The organism is Nonomuraea terrae (assembly GCF_004348995.1).
Taxonomy (GTDB): Bacteria; Actinomycetota; Actinomycetes; order Streptosporangiales; family Streptosporangiaceae; genus Nonomuraea; species Nonomuraea terrae.
The window spans coordinates 1-16,463 of the sequence record NZ_SMKQ01000203.1 but is presented as its reverse complement, the minus strand read 5'-3'; the positions used below and the strand labels follow the sequence as shown (position 1 = coordinate 16,463).

Annotated in this window: 17 protein-coding genes; 11 read left to right on the top strand and 6 right to left on the bottom strand. The window is 71.9% G+C overall.

Annotated features, from left to right (window positions below):
- Positions 1-176: zf-HC2 domain-containing protein (locus E1286_RS38450; RefSeq protein WP_187368283.1), on the bottom strand; the 176-nt coding region annotated here is incomplete at its 3' end.
- A gap of 119 nt (positions 177-295) precedes the next feature.
- On the opposite strand from E1286_RS38450, the gene E1286_RS38445 reads away from it, so the two are divergent.
- The 3 genes from E1286_RS38445 to E1286_RS38435 all read left to right on the top strand — a co-directional run bounded on the left by E1286_RS38445 (position 296) and on the right by E1286_RS38435 (position 3,831).
- Positions 296-1,492 carry an FAD-dependent oxidoreductase gene (locus E1286_RS38445; protein ID WP_132620774.1) on the top strand — a complete coding sequence of 399 codons (1,197 nt, stop codon included), beginning with the start codon at positions 296-298 and terminating at the stop codon, positions 1,490-1,492.
- A 91-nt stretch (positions 1,493-1,583) separates the two neighbouring features.
- A complete protein-coding gene (locus E1286_RS38440) occupies positions 1,584-2,921 on the top strand; it encodes a class II 3-deoxy-7-phosphoheptulonate synthase (protein ID WP_132620772.1) in 1,338 nt (445 codons plus the stop codon).
- A gap of 142 nt (positions 2,922-3,063) precedes the next feature.
- Positions 3,064-3,831, top strand: a complete 768-nt coding sequence (locus E1286_RS38435; RefSeq protein WP_246075523.1) for an SAM-dependent methyltransferase — start codon at positions 3,064-3,066, stop codon at positions 3,829-3,831.
- Positions 3,832-3,882: 51 nt separating this feature from the next.
- Here E1286_RS38435 and trxA read toward each other — a convergent pair whose 3' ends face one another.
- Entirely contained in the window at positions 3,883-4,257 is a 375-nt protein-coding gene (gene trxA / locus E1286_RS38430; protein ID WP_132620768.1) for a thioredoxin, read from the bottom strand.
- A gap of 155 nt (positions 4,258-4,412) precedes the next feature.
- Between trxA and E1286_RS38425 the strand changes: the two genes are divergently transcribed.
- From E1286_RS38425 to E1286_RS38410, 4 genes are all read left to right on the top strand, one after another.
- Positions 4,413-4,823 carry a VOC family protein gene (locus E1286_RS38425; protein WP_132620766.1) on the top strand — a complete coding sequence of 137 codons (411 nt, stop codon included), beginning with the start codon at positions 4,413-4,415 and terminating at the stop codon, positions 4,821-4,823.
- Positions 4,824-4,988: 165 nt separating this feature from the next.
- Positions 4,989-7,376 (top strand): ATP-binding cassette domain-containing protein, encoded by a 2,388-nt coding sequence (locus E1286_RS38420; protein WP_132620764.1) that lies wholly within the window; start codon positions 4,989-4,991, stop codon positions 7,374-7,376.
- A 4-nt stretch (positions 7,377-7,380) separates the two neighbouring features.
- Positions 7,381-8,631: an MFS transporter gene (locus tag E1286_RS38415; RefSeq protein WP_132620762.1), complete on the top strand. Its 1,251-nt coding sequence runs from the start codon at positions 7,381-7,383 to the stop codon at positions 8,629-8,631.
- 62 nt (positions 8,632-8,693) lie between these two features.
- A complete protein-coding gene (locus E1286_RS38410; RefSeq protein ID WP_132620760.1) occupies positions 8,694-10,091 on the top strand; it encodes a pentapeptide repeat-containing protein in 1,398 nt (465 codons plus the stop codon).
- A 157-nt stretch (positions 10,092-10,248) separates the two neighbouring features.
- Here E1286_RS38410 and E1286_RS38405 read toward each other — a convergent pair whose 3' ends face one another.
- From E1286_RS38405 to E1286_RS38395, 3 genes are read right to left on the bottom strand one after another with little or no spacing between them, the layout of a single operon-like run.
- Positions 10,249-10,683 carry an SRPBCC family protein gene (locus E1286_RS38405; RefSeq protein WP_132620758.1) on the bottom strand — a complete coding sequence of 145 codons (435 nt, stop codon included), beginning with the start codon at positions 10,681-10,683 and terminating at the stop codon, positions 10,249-10,251.
- Positions 10,673-11,014, bottom strand: coding sequence for a metalloregulator ArsR/SmtB family transcription factor (locus E1286_RS38400; protein WP_132620756.1), 342 nt, complete (start codon positions 11,012-11,014; stop codon positions 10,673-10,675). Before E1286_RS38400 ends, E1286_RS38405 begins: the two co-directional genes overlap by 11 nt.
- On the bottom strand, positions 11,011-11,364 hold the full coding sequence (locus tag E1286_RS38395; RefSeq protein WP_132620754.1) for a VOC family protein: 354 nt from the start codon (positions 11,362-11,364) through the stop codon (positions 11,011-11,013). The genes E1286_RS38400 and E1286_RS38395 overlap by 4 nt, the downstream gene beginning before the upstream one ends.
- A gap of 102 nt (positions 11,365-11,466) precedes the next feature.
- Here E1286_RS38395 and E1286_RS38390 point away from each other — a divergent pair, with 102 nt between their 5' ends.
- Positions 11,467-12,129 (top strand): permease prefix domain 1-containing protein, encoded by a 663-nt coding sequence (locus tag E1286_RS38390; RefSeq protein ID WP_132620752.1) that lies wholly within the window; start codon positions 11,467-11,469, stop codon positions 12,127-12,129.
- A 7-nt stretch (positions 12,130-12,136) separates the two neighbouring features.
- Here E1286_RS38390 and E1286_RS38385 read toward each other — a convergent pair whose 3' ends face one another.
- Positions 12,137-12,472: a helix-turn-helix transcriptional regulator gene (locus E1286_RS38385; RefSeq protein WP_132620750.1), complete on the bottom strand. Its 336-nt coding sequence runs from the start codon at positions 12,470-12,472 to the stop codon at positions 12,137-12,139.
- A gap of 86 nt (positions 12,473-12,558) precedes the next feature.
- Here E1286_RS38385 and E1286_RS38380 point away from each other — a divergent pair, with 86 nt between their 5' ends.
- The 3 genes from E1286_RS38380 to cydD are packed head-to-tail and all read left to right on the top strand — an operon-like array spanning position 12,559 to position 16,316.
- Complete coding sequence (locus tag E1286_RS38380; RefSeq protein WP_132620748.1) at positions 12,559-13,719, top strand: cytochrome ubiquinol oxidase subunit I; 1,161 nt, start codon at positions 12,559-12,561, stop codon at positions 13,717-13,719.
- An 11-nt stretch (positions 13,720-13,730) separates the two neighbouring features.
- Complete coding sequence (locus tag E1286_RS38375; RefSeq protein WP_132620746.1) at positions 13,731-14,495, top strand: cytochrome d ubiquinol oxidase subunit II; 765 nt, start codon at positions 13,731-13,733, stop codon at positions 14,493-14,495.
- A 6-nt stretch (positions 14,496-14,501) separates the two neighbouring features.
- Complete coding sequence (cydD, locus tag E1286_RS38370; protein WP_132620744.1) at positions 14,502-16,316, top strand: thiol reductant ABC exporter subunit CydD; 1,815 nt, start codon at positions 14,502-14,504, stop codon at positions 16,314-16,316.
- The last annotated feature ends 147 nt before the right edge of the window (positions 16,317-16,463 follow it).

The following is a 16,463-nucleotide window of genomic DNA, read 5'->3' as shown; positions in this document are numbered from 1 at the left end:
GGCGGGGGCGGCTCGGCCGCCGTCTCGGCCAGGCGGGCGGCTGTTTCGCGCAGGTGGCGTATCTCGGCCGCGCAGGCGGGGCACCCGGGCAGGTGCGCCTCGAACCGCGCCCGCTCCCCGTACGGCAGTGCGTGCACGGCGTAGGCGCCGGAGAGGGCGTGGAGCTCGTCGTTCATCGTCCACCCCGCTGCGAGAGACGGCTGACGCATGTACTTCGGCCGCTCGGGCATGTCGGATGGCCCGAACGCCTTGCGCTTTTTCCTCAGCGTGAGACAGTTTCATTGGGTGATGAATTATGGGATGCGTGATAGCGGGCGGCGGTCCGGCGGGCGCGGTGCTCGCGCTGATCCTCGCCAGAGCGGGCGTCGAGGTGACGCTGCTGGAGAAACACGGTGACTTCCTGCGCGACTTCAGGGGCGACACGATCCACCCCTCGACGCTGCAGGTGCTCGACGAGCTGGGGCTGGCGAAGGACTTCCTGAAGCTCCCGCACCACAAGGCGTACGGGCTCAGCTTCGTCACCGACGCCGGCGAGATCACGATGGCGAACCTGCGCGGGATGCCGGGCAAATACGACTACATCGCTTTCGTCCCGCAGTGGGACTTCCTGGAGCTCATCACGTCGGCCGCCCGGCGCTACCCCGGGTTCCGGCTGCTGATGAACGCCGAGGCGTACGACCTGATCCGCGAGGACGGCGCCGTGCGCGGGCTGCGCTACCGCGACCCGTCCGGCGACCACGAGATCAGGGCGGATCTCACGGTCGCCGCCGACGGGCGCACCTCCACGCTGCGCGCGCGGGCGGGGCTCGTCCCGGAGGACCTCGACGCGCCGATGGACGTGGTCTGGTTCCGGCTGCCCCGGCACGAGACCGACCGGGAGGACCCGTTCCTGCGGATCTCGGGCGGCCACATGATGGTGGCGATCAACCGGGGCACCTACTGGCAGCTGGCGTACCTCATCCCCAAGGGCGGCTACGACGACCTCGTCCGCGGCGGCATCGACGCGCTGCGCGGCCCGGTCGCGGAGCTGATGCCCTGGCTGGGCGACCGGGTCGGCGAGATCGGCGGCTACGACGACGTCAGCGTGCTCACGGTCGCGCTCAACCGGCTGCGCCGCTGGCACCGCCCGGGGCTGCTGTGCATCGGGGACGCCGCGCACGCCATGTCGCCGGTGTTCGGGGTGGGCATCAACCTCGCCGTGCAGGACGCCGTCGCCGCCGCCAACCTGCTGGCCGGCTCGCTGCGGTCGGGGGCGCCGATCCCGGAGTCCACGCTTCACCTGGTGCAGCGGCGGCGGATGTTCCCGACCCGGTTCACCCAGGCCGCCCAGCGGGTGGTGCAGAACCGGGTGATCAGGCCGGCGCTCAGCAAAAGTTTCAACCCGCCGCGGCTGCCGCGCGACCTGGCGCGGCTGCCGCTGGTCAACCGGCTGGCCCGGCGGTTCATCGGCCACGGCGTCCGCCCCGAGCACGTGACGGTGAAGGAAGTTTGACCCGCGCTGGGTTCGTACGCGTATCACCGCATTCTCACAACGTGGACACGAGGGTCGGTGGGGGCGGGCCAGTGGAATACCCTCGTATCTCGTGAGCAGCAATCTCGTGGATCTTGATTCCTGGCGGGCCCTCCCCGCGGCGCAGCAGCCCGAGTGGCCCGACCGCGGCGAGCTCGAGAAGGTCGTCGCCGAGCTCGGCGGCCTGCCCCCGCTCGTCTTCGCCGGCGAGTGCGACCAGCTGAAGAACCAGCTGGCCGCCGTGGTCCGCGGCGAGGCGTTCGTCCTGCAGGGCGGCGACTGCGCCGAGACCTTTTCCGGCGCCACCGCCGACAACGTGCGCAACAAGCTCAAGACGCTGCTGCAGATGGCGATCGTGCTGACGTACGCGGGCAAGGTTCCGGTGGTGAAGATCGGCCGCGTCGCCGGGCAGTTCGCCAAGCCGCGTTCGAAGCCCACCGAGGTGCGCGACGGCGTAGAGCTGCCCGCCTACCGCGGCGACATGGTCAACGGGTTCGACTTCACCCCCGAGGCGCGCAGGCCCGATCCGTGGCGGCTGCTCAAGGCGTACCACTCCTCGGCCGTGACGCTCAACCTCGCCCGCGCCTTCACCAAGGGCGGTTACGCCGACCTGCGCCAGGTGCACGCCTGGAACCAGGACTTCGTCGCCGAGTCGCCGGCCGGGCGCCGCTACGAGCAGCTGGCCAGGGAGATCGACCAGGCGCTGGCGTTCATGCGGGCCTGCGGGGCCGAGCCCGAGGAGTTCCACACCGTCGAGTTCTACTCCTCGCACGAGGCGCTCATCCTCGACTACGACCGGGCGCTGACCCGCATCGACTCGCGCACGGGCCTGCCGTACGACGTGTCGGCCCACATGGTCTGGATCGGCGAGCGCACCCGCCAGCTCGACGGCGCGCACATCGACTTCTTCTCGAAGATCCGCAACCCGATCGGCGTCAAGCTGGGCCCGACCACCACGCCCGACGACGCGCTGGCGCTCATCGAGAAGCTCAACCCGACCAACGAGGCGGGGCGCCTGACGTTCATCACCCGCTTCGGCGCGTCCAAGATCCGCGATCTGCTGCCCGCCCTGGTCAAGGAGGTCACCGCGAGCGGGGCCCGGGTGGCGTGGATCTGCGACCCGATGCACGGCAACACGTTCGAGGCGCCGAGCGGCCACAAGACGCGGCGGGTCGACGACGTGCTCGACGAGGTGGCCGGCTTCTTCGAGGTGCACCGCTCGCTCGGCACGCACCCGGGCGGCATCCACATCGAGTTCACCGGCGACGACGTGACCGAGTGCGTCGGCGGCGGCCACGAGATCGGCGAGATGGACCTCGCCACCCGCTACGAGACGGCCTGCGACCCCCGGCTCAACCGCGGCCAGTCTCTCGACCTCGCCTTCCGCGTCGCGGAGCTCTACCGCGGCTGACCCCCGGCGGCCAGACGCCCTCCGGCCGGGGGGCGTCTGCTCGGAGTGATCCAGGTCTCACCACCGGCCCCAGGGGAAACCTGATGAATCACGGATCCCCCGGCTATGATCGCCCCCAAAGCGGTCAATGTTGGGAGAAAACGTGGATAGTGCTCCTGAGGGGGTCGACCCGAACGTCCCCAACGTCGCACGGATGTACGACTACTTCCTCGACGGCAAGGACAACTTCGCAGCCGACCGGGCCGCGGCGGAGCAGATCCTCAAGACGTTCCCCCACACCAGGGAAGGCGCGCGGGCGAACCGGGCGTTCCTGCGCCGGGCCGTGCGCCATGTGGTCGACTCCGGCGTGCGGCAGATCGTCGATCTGGGGGCGGGGCTGCCCACCCAGGGCAACACCCACGAGATCGCGCCGGACGCGCGCGTGGTCTACGTCGACTACGACTCCGTGGTGTGCGTGCACGGCAGGGCGCTGCTGGCCAGGACGGAGAACGTCGACTTCCTGCAGGCGGACGTGCGCGAGCCGGACGTACTGCTCGACAAGCTGAGCGGCATGGTCGACTTCGACCGGCCGGTGGCGTTCATGATGCTGGCCCTGCTGCACTTCGTCCCCGACGACATCGCCTACGACCTGGTGGGCAAGGTGCGGGAGGCGAGCGCGCCGGGCAGCCACCTGGTGATCAGCCACGCCGTGGACAGCACCCCGGACACCACCCCGGAGGCCGAGGAGATCTACCGCAGGAGCACGGCGGCGCTGCACCTGCGCACCCGCGAGGGTGTCCTGCGCTTCTTCGACGGCTACGAGCTGGCCGAGCCGGGGCTGACGCACCCGAACGGCTGGCGTCCCGACGAGTCGCACACCGGCGGCGACAGCATCACCTTCGGGTACGTCGGCGTCGGCCGCAAGCACTGACCCCGCGCACGCGAAAGCCCCGCCGGGAAGGCGGGGCTTTCCGGCCTGTCGTCAGCTCTGCTGGGCGTTCTTCAGCTCCTCGCTGAGCTCGGCCCTGATCGCGTCCATGTCGAGCGCCCTGACCTGGCGGATGAGGTCTTCGAGCGCGGGCGACGGGAGGGCGCCGGCCTGGGAGAAGACCACGATCCCGTCGCGGATGGCCATCAGCGTCGGGATCGAGGTGATCTCGAAGCCCTGCGCGAGACCCTGCTCCGCGTCAGTGTCGATCTTGCCGAACGTGATGTCGTCGTGCTTGTCGGACGCCTGCTCGAAGATCGGCCCGAACTTCTTGCACGGCGGGCACCACTCGGCCCAGAAGTCGAGCAGGACGATCCCCTTGTCGGCGATGTCGTTGAAGTTCTTCTCGGTCACCTCGATGGTCGCCACAGGTGGCTCCTCGCTCGTCGTCGCTGTTTTGCGTCCGTGTCAACCACATACCCGCCCCCAGCATTCCATGCTCCGGCCGTGGGCACGCCGGCTGTGCCGCGGACCGATCAGGAATCGAGAAGCGCCGGCCTCCGGGCCGCGCCTAGCCTGACCCCATGGACATCACCATTCAGACGTGTTTCCTGCCGCACGACGACCCGGACGCCTCCCTGGCCTTCTACCGCGACACGCTGGGCTTCGAGGTCCGCAACGACGTCGGCCACGACGGGATGCGCTGGATCACGGTCGGCCCTCCCGAGCAGCCCGGCACGTCCATCGTCCTGCACCCGCCGGCCGCCGACCCCGGCATCACCGACGAGGAGCGCCGCGTCATCGCCGAGATGATGGCCAAGGGCTGCTACGCCGGCCTCAACCTGGCCACCACCGACCTCGACGCCGCCTTCGAGCGGCTGCAGACCGGCGACGCCGACGTCGTCCAGGAACCGACCGAGCAGCCGTACGGCGTGCGCGACTGCGCCTTCCGCGACCCCGCGGGCAACCTCATCCGCGTCGTGGAGCTGCGCTGACTGCGAGGCCTCCGACGTGATCACCCCAGAGTGTCCGCCGCGGGCGCACCGGGTGAAGAGACACCACAGGGCATACCGCCCCAAGCTGGTTAGATTTGCCCAGGCGACGCCGACGGAGAACGCGAAGGCGACTCGGCCCAACCAGCCCGACACCATGGAGACGGAATGAGCATGACCACGAGGACGGACACGCAGTCGCCTGCGCCGCACGTTGCCGACAGCCACGACCTGATCCGCGTGCAGGGCGCGCGCGTGAACAACCTCAAGGACGTCAGCGTCGAGATCCAGAAGCGCCGGCTGACGGTGTTCACCGGCGTGTCGGGCTCGGGCAAGAGCTCGCTGGTGTTCGGCACGATCGCCGCCGAGTCGCAGCGGCTGATCAACGAGACCTACAGCGCGTTCGTCCAGGGCTTCATGCCGACACTGGCGCGGCCGGAGGTCGACGTACTCGAAGGGCTGACGACGGCGATCATCGTCGACCAGGAGCGGCTGGGCGCCGACCCCCGTTCCACCGTCGGCACCGCCACCGACGCCAACGCGATGCTGCGCATCCTCTTCAGCCGGCTGGGGCAGCCGCACATCGGCTCGCCGCAGGCGTTCTCGTTCAACGTCGCCTCGGTCCGGGCGTCCGGCGCGATCACCGTCGAGCGCGGCGACCGCAAGACCGAAAGGGTGAGCTTCACCCGCACCGGCGGCATGTGCACGCGATGCGAGGGCCGCGGCTCGGTCACCGACTTCGACCTGTCCCACCTGTACGACGACGCCAAGTCGCTGGCCGAGGGCGCGCTCACCATCCCCGGCTACAGCATGGACGGCTGGTACGGCCGTATCTTCATGGGCTCCGGCTTCCTCGACCCGGACAAGCCGATCCGCGACTACACCAACAAGGAGCTCGACGACCTCCTCTACAAGGAGCCGACCCGGATCAAGGTCGACAACGTCAACGTGACGTACGAGGGCCTGATCCCGCGGATCCAGAAGTCGTTCCTCGCCAAGGACAAGGAGGCGATGCAGCCGCACATCCGGGCCTTCGTCGACCGGGCGGTCATCTTCACCACCTGCCCCGAGTGTGACGGCACCCGGCTCAGCGAGGCGGCCCGGTCGTCGAAGATCAGGGGCATCAGCATCGCCGACGCCTGCGCGATGCAGATCAGCGACCTGGCCGCATGGGTGCGCGGACTCGACGAGCCGTCGGTGGCGCCGCTGCTCGCCAAGCTCCAGCACATCCTCGACTCGTTCGTGGAGATCGGGCTCGGCTACCTCTCGCTCGAGCGGCCGTCGGGCACGCTGTCGGGCGGCGAGGCGCAGCGCGTCAAGATGATCCGCCACCTCGGCTCCTCGCTCACCGACGTCACCTACGTCTTCGACGAGCCCACCATCGGCCTGCACCCCCACGACATCCAGCGGATGAACGACCTGCTGCGGCGGCTGCGCGACAAGGGCAACACGGTGCTCGTCGTGGAGCACAAGCCGGAGACGATCGCGATCGCCGACCACGTCATCGACCTCGGCCCCGGCGCCGGAACGGCGGGCGGCATCGTCTGCTTCGAGGGCACCGTCGAAGGGCTGCGGGACAGCGGCACCCTCACCGGCCGCCACCTCGACGACCGGGCCGCGCTCAAGGAGACGGTGCGCGAGCCCACCGGAGCGCTGGAGATCCGCGGCGCGAACACCCACAACCTGCAGAACGTCGACGTCGACATCCCGCTCGGCGTGCTCGTCGTCGTCACCGGCGTCGCGGGCTCCGGCAAGAGCTCGCTCGTGCACGGGTCGATCCCGCCTGGCGCGGGCGTGGTGTCGGTCGGCCAGGGCGCGATCCGCGGGTCCAGGCGGAGCAACCCGGCGACGTACACCGGGCTGCTCGACCCGATCCGCAAGGCGTTCGCCAAGGCCAACGGCGTGAAGCCGGCGCTGTTCAGCGCCAACTCCGAGGGCGCCTGCCCCACGTGCAACGGCGCCGGCGTCATCTACACCGACCTGGCGATGATGGCGGGCGTCGCCACCCCCTGTGAGGAGTGCGAGGGCAAGCGGTTCCAGGCGGCGGTGCTGGAGCACCACCTCGGCGGCCGTGACATCAGCGAGGTCCTGGCGATGTCGGTGACCGAGGCCGAGGAGTTCTTCGGCTCCGGCGAGGCCCGCACGCCGGCCGCGCACAAGATCCTGACCCGGCTCTCCGACGTCGGGCTCGGCTACCTCACCCTCGGCCAGCCGCTCACCACGCTGTCCGGCGGCGAGCGGCAGCGGCTCAAGCTGGCCACCCACATGGCCGAGACGGGCGGCGTGTACGTCCTCGACGAGCCGACCACGGGCCTGCACCTGGCCGACGTGGAGCAGTTGCTCGGCCTGCTCGACCGGCTCGTCGACGCCGGCAAGTCGGTCATCGTGATCGAGCACCACCAGGCGGTCATGGCGCACGCCGACTGGATCATCGACCTCGGCCCCGGCGCCGGCCACGACGGCGGCCGGATCGTCTTCGAGGGCACGCCCGCCGACCTCGTGGCCGCCCGCTCGACCCTCACCGGCGAGCACCTCGCGGCCTACGTCGGGGCCTGAACCCGTGGTGCTCCGGCGCCTCGTCCCGTCCGCCTACCGGCCGTTGCTCGCCGACCGGGTGTTCCGGCGGCTGATCCTCGGTTTCGCGGTCTCGTACCTCGGGGACGGGATGAGCTTCGTCGCGGTGGCGTGGCTGGCCATCGAGCTCGCGCCGCAGGCGAGCGCGGGGCTGTGGGTCGGCGGCGCGGTGGCCGCGTACACGTTGCCGGGCGTGGCCGGCGCGCTGGTGTTCGGCCGCCGGCTGCGCCGGATGCCGGCCCGGCGGCTGCTGCTCGCCGACAACGTGCTGCGCGGCGTGGTCCTCGGCGCCGTACCGCTGGCCTGGCTCGCCGGGCTGCTCACGCCGCCGCTGTACGTCGTGCTGCTCGCGCTGTCGTCCCTGCTGCACGCGTGGGGCAGCGCGGGCAAGTACACCCTGCTGGCCGAGTTGCTGCCCGGCGAGCATCGGCTGGCCGCCAACACCCTTGTCAGTTCGCTGAACTTCGCCGCCACGATCGCCGGGCCCGCGATCGCCGGCGTGCTGGTGACGTACGTGAGCTCCGCGCTCGTGCTCGGCCTGGACGCGCTCACCTACGTGTTCCTCGCGGTGCTCGTCGCGCGCACCCGGCTGCCGGAGTCGGGGCGGGTCTCCCCCGTCGACGGGACGGCCGCGCGCGGCGGGCTCGCGCTGCTGCGGTCCCATCCCGAGCTGCTCGGGCTGCTGACGCTCACCTGGTTCTTCAACCTGCTGTACGGTCCCGTCGAGGTCGCGCTGCCGCTCCACGTGACCGGCGACCTGCGCGCGCCGGGCACGTTGCTCGGCCTCTACTGGATGTTGTTCGGCATCGGCGCGCTGCTCGGCGGGCTCGCGGTCGGCGCGCTGCGGCGGCTGCCGCTCTGGCCGGTGACGGTCGCCATCGTGGTCGGCTGGGGGTTGTCGCTGCTGCCGTTCGGGTTCGACGTGCCGGTGGGCGTCACCGTCGCGTCCTTCGCACTCGGCGGCCTGATCTACGGACCGTTCGTGGCGCTCTCGGTGACGCTGATGCAGGCGACGTCGCCGCCGCAGCACCTGGCCGCGATGCTCGCGGCCCGCAGCGCGGCGCTGCTGACCGCCTCGCCGCTCGGCACGGCGATCGGCGGGCCGCTCACGGCGGCGCTCGGCGCGCGGGTGACGCTCGGCGGGTCAGGGCTCGCCACCGTGGCGCTGGGCGCCGTCGCCTGCGTCCTGCTGCTGGCCCGACGCCGCACCCGAATTAGTGCCCATATTTCCGCCTAAAAGTGGCCAGAACATAAAATCGCCGATCCTTGACCCGGAGCCCCGGCGGGTATCACCCAGGCATGGACTGGGTCACCTGCGCGTACTCGGCTGCCTGCACCGGAGTCGCTAGCCGGCCGTCCGGCTTCTGCCTCGCCCACCTCACCCCTGAGCACCTCGGCGCCGCGCTCGGCGCGATCGCCCCCGGCCGCCTGCTCGACCTGCGCGGCACCACCGTCAGCAGCGATCTGCTGTCCCGGGTCCTGCGGGCCGCCGGCGACCGGCCCGGCCGGGCCCGGTTCGACCGGGTCACCTTCACCGGCGACGTCCGGCTGTCCGGCGTCACGTTCACGGGCGACGTGTCGCTCGACGGGGCCCGGTTCGAGCGGCTGGCCTCGTTCTTCGGCGCCCGCTTCGAGGGCAACGTGTCGCTGGCCGACGCCCGCTTCGCCCGCGAGCTGTCCTTCCACGGCGTCACCGTGCGCGGGCACATCTCGCTCGACCGGGCCGTGATGGCCCGCGACGCGCTGTTCAGCCAGGCGGTGTTCGGGCACGGGCTGTCGGGCGAGCGGGCCAGGTTCGACGGCTATGCCGCCTTCGACGGCGCCCGTCTCGGCGGCGGCGCCTTCTTCAGGGGCGCCCGCTTCGGCCGTACGCTCTCGTTCCGCAAGGTCACCGGCCACGCCGGGTTCGACGCCGCGCACTTCGCCGCGGACGCGTACCTGTCGGCCACCGGGCGGCTGTCGGCGGCCAGGGCGCGCGCCGACGGGCTGCTCGACGTGGCCGTCACGCGGTGCGGGGTGGATCTGCGCGGCCTGCACGTGGCGGGCGCGGCGACGGTGCGGCTGACCGACTCGCAGGCCGACCTGGAGGGCGCGGTACTGCGCGGCCCGGCCACCGTGACCGGGCGCGGCGCGTCCGCGATCACGTCGCTGCGCCAGGTGAAGGCGCCCGACCTGGGCCTGCGCGGGCTCGATCTGTCGGCGTGCCGGTTCGCCGGGCTCGCCGACCCGACGGGGGTGCGGGTGAAGGAGTGCACGTTCGCGCTCACGCCGCGCGGGATGCGGGTGAGCCTGCGCTGGCCGATGCTGCGCTGGCTGGTGCGCAGGCGCGCGCCGGCCGGCGAGCAGCCCATGCGCGCCCTGGCAGGACCGGGCGCCTCCGGCTACCCGGGCCCGCGCGCCGGCACCGCGACCGGCACCCCGGCAGGCACCCCAGCAGGAACCGCGACCGTCTTCGCGTACGCGATCGCCGCGCTGCGGGCCGACACCGCGACCGGCACCCCGACCGACACCATCGCCGGCGCCGCGGCCGTCTTCGCGTACGCGGCCGCCGGACCGCGCCGTCGCGCGGGCCGGGGGCCGTGGCCGCTCGCCTGGTACGTCCTGCGCGCCGGCGGGGCGACAGTCCGGGGGTCTCTGCCGGCGGCGATCGCCGCCGTGCTGTCGGCCGCGCGGCCCGGCGGCCGGTCCCCCCGCTGAGGCCCGCTCCTCGGTGGCCGCTCCTCCGCTGAGGCCCGCTCATCCCGGCGGCCACCGTTGAAAGCCGCTCAGACGGGCGCGAGGGAACGTAAGGGATCAGAGGGGACAGGAGGGACGCGATCGCGCGGAAGACAACCGCTCCCTGGCTGAAGGCCGTTCAGAGGGCGGCGGCGAGGGAGTCGATCGTGCGGAAGTGGCGTGGCCAGCCGCCGCCCATGATGCGGCGGGACAGCTGCTGGACGTCGTCGTCCGGGTCGAAGCCCTCGTGGTCGAGGAACAGCCGGGTGCCCGTGCCCTCGGGCTCCAGCCGCCAGGTGACCGTCCAGTCGGCCTGCTTTCCGTCGCTCCAGCTGATCCGCAGGAGCTTGTCCCGCTCGATCTCCAGCACCTCGCAGTGCACGATCCCGTCGAAGGCCACCGCCTTCTTCGGCTGCGTGGTGAACGTGAACCGGTGCCCCACCTCGGGCTTGAAGTCGTTGGGCATGAGCCACTTGGCCATCAGCTCCGGCTCGGTGAGCGCCCGCCACACCTTCGCCGGCGGATGCGCGAGAAACTGGTCGAGCCTGATGGCGGTGCGATCCTCAGCGGGCATCTTCGTCCTCCATGTCGTCCTCCATGTCGTCGAGCAACGCGTCGAGCGCCGTGAGCCGCTCCCGCCAGAAACGTTCGTACGGGGTGAGCCAGTCGCGCAGCTCCAAAAGCGGGGCCGCCTCCAGCCGGTAGTGGCGCTCGCGGCCCTTGCGGGTCTCGGCGACCAGGCCGGCGTCCTTGAGCACCTTGAGGTGCTCCGACACGCTGGGCCGGCTCATGTCGAACCGCTCGGCCAGCCGGCCGGCGGGCTGGGCGCCCTCGTCGCGCAGCATCCGCAGCAGCTCCCGCCGCGCCGGGCTGGCCAGCGCGGCGAACAGGTGGTCGGCGCTCACGCCTGGCTGACCACGAAGCCGTTGCCGAACGGGTCGTGGAAGAGCAGCTGACGGCCCCACGCCTGCTGCTCCGGCCCCTCGAACGCGACCTCGGCGGCCCGCAGGCGGTCGGCGAGCTCGTCGAGGTCGGGGGCGGCGACGACCAGGCCGCCGATGGGCGCCATGCCGGGGAACCAGGAGGCGAGCAACAGCGTGGTGCCGGCCCCCTTGGGCGCGACGGTGAGCCAGCGGCCCATCGGGAACGGGTTGTCGGTGCGCACCTCGAAGCCGAGGACGCCCGTGTAGAAGTCGAGCGCGCGGTCCTGGTCGGCGACGGGCACGGTGACGGTGAGGATCGAGGAGATGAGCATGCGGGACACTATACGTAGGAATTATCCTACGTATCAACCCGGTGCCGATATCAGGGCTTTCCCCGATGGGACCCCGGGGCCCGCGTCCCTAGACTTGAGGCCATGCGTATCGACGACTACGTGGCGGAGCTCAACGGCGCGCTGTCCGGGCCACACGGCCCCAAGCGCGACCTGGTCGTCGAGGCCCGCGACAGCCTGGTCGACGCCGCCGCCGCGCTGGAGGGCGAGGGGGTCGACCCGGCCGAGGCCGAGCGGCTGGCGGTGGCGGAGTTCGGCGAGGTCCGCGAGGTCGCGCCCGGCTACCAGGCCGAGCTGACCGCGGTGTCGGGCCGGCGACTGGGGGTGCTGCTGTTCCTCAGCGTCCCGATCACGGTGGCCATGTGGTCGATGTTGTGGCGGCTCTACCCGGCCACCGACGACGCCTGGCTGAACCAGCCGGCGTGGTTCATGCCGGTCTCGCGGCTGCTCGACGTCGTCCAGCTCGGCGTCGGGCTCTACGGCGGGCTCGTGCTCTTCGCGCTGAGCCGGGGCGCCCGCTGGATCCGCCGGCCGCGCCTGGCCATCAGGTCGATGGCGGTGCTCGTCTGGGCCGCGCTGCCGGTCAGCGGCGGGCTGGCGCTGCTGCTGTCGTACGGCGCGAGCGCGCCCAACACCCTCGACGCCCTTCCGGCCGCGCTGGCCAACCTGGTGACCTCGGCCATGTGGGGCCTGCAGATCTACTGCGCGACGCGTTGCCTGCGCCTGACCCGCTCCCCCGCGCGCTGACCGGCCGTCACGCCGGGCCGCTCGCCTCCGCCCGCAGCACGCTGCCGATCACGCCGGTGAACTCCCGCCAGGCCGACCGCTCGCCTTCGAGCTGCCTCCTGCCCGACTCGGTCAGCCGGTAGGTGCGCCGCCTGCGCCCGCCCACCGTGGCCCACTCGCTCGACAGGTAGCCGATGCGCTCGAGCCGGCGCAGCGCCGGGTAGACGGTGCCCGTGGGCACGCTCAGCGCGCCCCCGCTGCGTTCCTGCAGGGCCTCGATGATGGCGTAGCCGTGCAGCGGCTCCCGCTCCAGCACTGAGAGCAGCAGCGCGTCCATGTGCCCGCGCAGCGCGTCCGGATTCATGTGTCCGATCCTAGACATCCGTTCGTCATGTAGGCAGTCTACATGTAGGCTGTCTATATGTAGATAGGCACAACAACGGAGTCGTGATGGACGTACTCGATCTGGCCCGCACGCAGTTCGCGGTGACGGGCAGCCTGCACTTCCTGTTCGTGGTGCTCACGCTGGGGCTGGCGCCGCTGGTGGCGATCATGCACACCCGGTGGGCGCGGTCGGGAAACCCGCTGCACGAGCGCATGACGCGGTTCTGGGGGCAGATCTACGTCGTCAACTACGCGCTGGGCATCGTCACCGGGCTGGTGATGGAGTTCCAGTTCGGGCTGGCGTGGAGCGGGCTGTCCCACTACGCGGGCGACGTCTTCGGCGCGCCGCTGGCCATGGAGACGCTGGTCGCGTTCTTCCTGGAATCGACGTTCCTGGGGCTGTGGATCTTCGGCTGGGGGCGGCTGCCCCGCTGGGCGCACGTCGCCTGCATCTGGCTCGTGACGCTGACGGCGTACGCGAGCGCGTTCTTCATCATGGTGGCCAACTCGTTCCTGCAGAACCCGGCGGGCGCGGTGGTCTCCGGTGACCGGCTGGCGCTGACCGACTTCGGCGCCCTGCTGACGAACGAGGCGCTGGTCTTCTCGTTCCCGCACGTCGTCGGGGCGGGGCTGTTCACCGGCGGCATGGTGCTGGTCGGCGCGAGCGCGTACAAGCTGCGGCGGCGCGCTCTCGAGGCGGAGTTCTTCACCAGGTCGCTGCGGACCGGCGTGGTCACGGCCGCCATCGGCATCTTCCTCACGATGGGCTTCGGGTACGCGCAGTTCGCCGGCGTCCAGGAGGGCAAGTGGGACAACACCGGGGCGGCGATCGCGCTCGGGCTCATGATCGAGTTCGGGCAGCTGCTGGGGCTGATCGTGTTGTTCGTGATGCTGCCGATGATCCGCAACCTGCACCGGAGGCGGTGGACGCATCCGATCCTCATCGTGATGACGCCGCTGCCGTTCGCGCTGGCGATCCTCGGCTGGGTGGCCCGCGAGGTCGGCCGGCAGCCGTGGATGATCTGGGGCAAGCTCACCGTGGCCGACGCCATGTCGCCCGGGCTGACCGCGGGCATGGTGACCGCGTCCCTCGTCGGGTTCACGGTCGTGCTGGGGCTGCTGGCGGTCGTCGACTACGTGCTCATCGCCCGGGTCATCCGGCGCGGGCCGCAGGCGCCCGACCTCGGGGCCGCCGCTGAGACGCGCTCCCCCGCGCTGAGCTACTGAGGAGTCCTGACATGGAAATGCTGTGGTTCGTCATCTTCGCGCTGCTGCTCGCCGGATATTTCGCCCTTGAGGGGTTCGACCTGGGCGTCGGGCTGCTGCTGCCGGTGCTGGGCCGGACACGGGAGACCCGCGACCGGATGGTGGCCGCCATGGCGCCGTACGTGCTGGCCAACGAGGTGTGGCTGGTGGCGGTGGCCGGGACGCTGTTCGGGGTCTATCCGCTGCTGGAGGGGCGCGTGCTGTTCGGGCTGTATCCGCTGGTCGTGGCCATGCTGCTGAGCTGGATCCTGCGCGACGCCGGGCTGTGGTTCCGGCGCAGGATCGACGGCCCCCGCTGGCGCGGCTTCTGGGACGCGATGATCGCGTTCGGCTCGCTGGGGCTGTCGTTCGGCTGGGGCATGACCCTGTACGCCGCCGCCACCGGCTTCACGGCCTCGCCCGTGCACCCGCTCGGGCTCCTGCTGGGCGTGGTCGTGTCGCTGCTGTTCGCCCTGCACGGGCAGGCGTTCCTGGGCTGGCGGGCGCCGGGCGAGTTCGGGGCCGCCCGGTCGGGGCGGGCGCTGCTGGTGTCGGGGCTGGTGGCCGCGCTGCCGGCGCTGGGGGTGCTGGCGGGGGCGGCGCCGTACCTGCTGGAGCACACCGCGCCGGCGGCTACGTTGAATGTGCTCAGTGTCATGGTGCTGCCCTTCGCGCCGGTGATCCTGGGCGCGCAAGTATGGGTGTGGCGGACTTTCCGGCCAGGGAAGGACGCCTTCCGCGTCCCTTCCTTCTTCTGAGGTCTCGTGCACAAGGATCTCCTCGCGCTGATGCGGGCCGAACACTCGGTCCGCGTCCACCTGGGCGTGACCATGGCCGCGGCCGTGCTCGCGGGCCTGCTCGTGCTGGTGCAGGCGGAGCTGCTGGCCGGGGTGTTGTCGGGCAGGTTCACCGCGGCGGCCCTGGCGGTGCTGGCCGCCGTGGTCGGCGTACGCGCGCTGCTGGCCTGGACGCAGGGCGTCTTCGCCGGGCGCACCGCGACGGCGGTGAAGTCGGCGCTGCGTCACCGGCTGCTGCTGCGCCTGCGGGAGCTGGGGCCCGCCCGGCTGACCGCCCACCGCTCCGGCGAGCTCGTCACGCTGGCGGGGCGCGGGCTCGACGGACTCGACAACTACCTGACCGGCTACCTGCCGTCGATCGCGGTGGCCGCGGTGGTGCCGGTGGCCGTGCTGATCCGGCTGTTCGCCGCCGACCTGGCCAGCGCGGTCATCGTGCTCGTCACGCTGCCGCTCATCCCGGTCTTCGGCGCACTCGTCGGCATGACCACCAAGGCCGTCACCGAGCGGCAGTTCACGGCGCTGTCGCGGCTCGGCGGGCACTTCCTCGACGTGGTGCGCGGGCTGCCGACGCTGCGGGCGTTCAGCCGGGCGCGCTACCAGGCGACGGTCGTCCAGCGGGTGGCCGACGAGCACCGCAGCGCCACCATGCGGACGCTGCGGGTGGCGTTCCTGTCGTCGCTGGTGCTGGAGCTGTGCGCGTCGCTGTCGCTGGCGCTGGTGGCGGTGCCGATCGGGCTGCGGCTGCTCGGGGGGTCGCTCGACCTGACGACGGCGCTGCTGGTGCTGCTGCTGGCGCCGGAGGCGTACCTGCCGCTGCGGGCGATGGGGACGCGCTTCCACGCCTCGATGGAGGGCGTGGCCGCCGCGGACGCCGCCTTCGCCGTCCTCGACCCCTCCACCGACGATGAGAGGACCACCCCCGCCCCAGCCCAGGCGACCGGCACCCGGTTCGAGCCACCTCCCGGCGTGCCTGAGGACGGCCCTCGGCCGGCGCCCCCGTCTGCGGACGGCGGACGGCCCGAGCCGCGTCCCGATGCCGCACCCGTGCCCGCGGCGCCGCCGGAGATCCGGCTGGAGCATGTGACCGTGCGCTACCCGGGCCGTGACACGGCCGCGCTGGAGGACGTCTGCCTCACCATCGCCCCGGGCGAGCGGGTCGCCCTGGTCGGTGAGAGCGGCGGCGGCAAGAGCACGCTGCTCCACCTGATTCTCGGTTTCGTCCCGCCGTCCGACGGACGGGTCCTGATCGACGGCACGGACCTGCGCGACCTGGACCTCGCGGGCTGGCGGGCGCGGCTGGCGTTCGTCGCCCAGCGCCCGCACCTGTTCTCCGTGTCCGTGGCCGACAACATCCGGCTCGGCGCCCCCTCGGCCACTCTCGGCGACGTACGGCGGGCAGCCGCGTCCGCGCACGCCGGCTTCGTGGCCGACCTGCCTCAGGGGTTCGACACGGTCGTCGGCGAGCGCGCCGCCAACCTGTCGGCCGGTCAGCGGCAGCGCGTCGCGCTGGCCCGCGCCTTCTGCCGCCCTGGTACGTCGGTTCTCCTGCTGGACGAGCCCACCGCACGCCTGGACGGGCGCAGCGAGGCCGCCGTGGTGGCGGCGACGGAGCGGCTGGCCCAGGACCGCACCGCCGTGGTGGTCGCCCACCGCCCCGCCATGATCGACCTCGCCGACCGCGTCATCCGCCTCCACGGCGGCCGCGTCGTCTCGGACACGACGCCAGGCTCCCGCCTGGTGAAGCAGGCGGCCCCCGCGGGGCCGGAGAGGAGCGGGGAATGACGCCGCGAGGCGCTGCCGCACAGGAGCCGGACACGACGCGGCCGACACCGGGCGGCACCGGTGGACAGGAGCCTGGCGTGGCGCGGTCGATGGGGATGCGGCTGGTGTGGGCCGTGCTGGCGGGGGCGGCGGCCGACCTGGCGGGGC

What these genes read in the sequence shown, in the direction of transcription:
- E1286_RS38395 (WP_132620754.1), bottom strand. Translation starts at nt 11,364, where the DNA reads ATGCTCATCTCCTCGATCCTCACCGTCACCGTGCCCGTCGCCGACCAG.
- E1286_RS38385 (WP_132620750.1), bottom strand. Translation starts at nt 12,472, where the DNA reads ATGAATCCGGACGCGCTGCGCGGGCACATGGACGCGCTGCTGCTCTCA.
- E1286_RS38425 (WP_132620766.1), top strand. Translation starts at nt 4,413, where the DNA reads ATGGACATCACCATTCAGACGTGTTTCCTGCCGCACGACGACCCGGAC.
- E1286_RS38390 (WP_132620752.1), top strand. Translation starts at nt 11,467, where the DNA reads ATGCGTATCGACGACTACGTGGCGGAGCTCAACGGCGCGCTGTCCGGG.
- E1286_RS38420 (WP_132620764.1), top strand. Translation starts at nt 4,989, where the DNA reads ATGAGCATGACCACGAGGACGGACACGCAGTCGCCTGCGCCGCACGTT.
- E1286_RS38375 (WP_132620746.1), top strand. Translation starts at nt 13,731, where the DNA reads ATGGAAATGCTGTGGTTCGTCATCTTCGCGCTGCTGCTCGCCGGATAT.
- E1286_RS38405 (WP_132620758.1), bottom strand. Translation starts at nt 10,683, where the DNA reads ATGCCCGCTGAGGATCGCACCGCCATCAGGCTCGACCAGTTTCTCGCG.
- E1286_RS38410 (WP_132620760.1), top strand. Translation starts at nt 8,694, where the DNA reads ATGGACTGGGTCACCTGCGCGTACTCGGCTGCCTGCACCGGAGTCGCT.
- E1286_RS38380 (WP_132620748.1), top strand. Translation starts at nt 12,559, where the DNA reads ATGGACGTACTCGATCTGGCCCGCACGCAGTTCGCGGTGACGGGCAGC.
- E1286_RS38445 (WP_132620774.1), top strand. Translation starts at nt 296, where the DNA reads ATGGGATGCGTGATAGCGGGCGGCGGTCCGGCGGGCGCGGTGCTCGCG.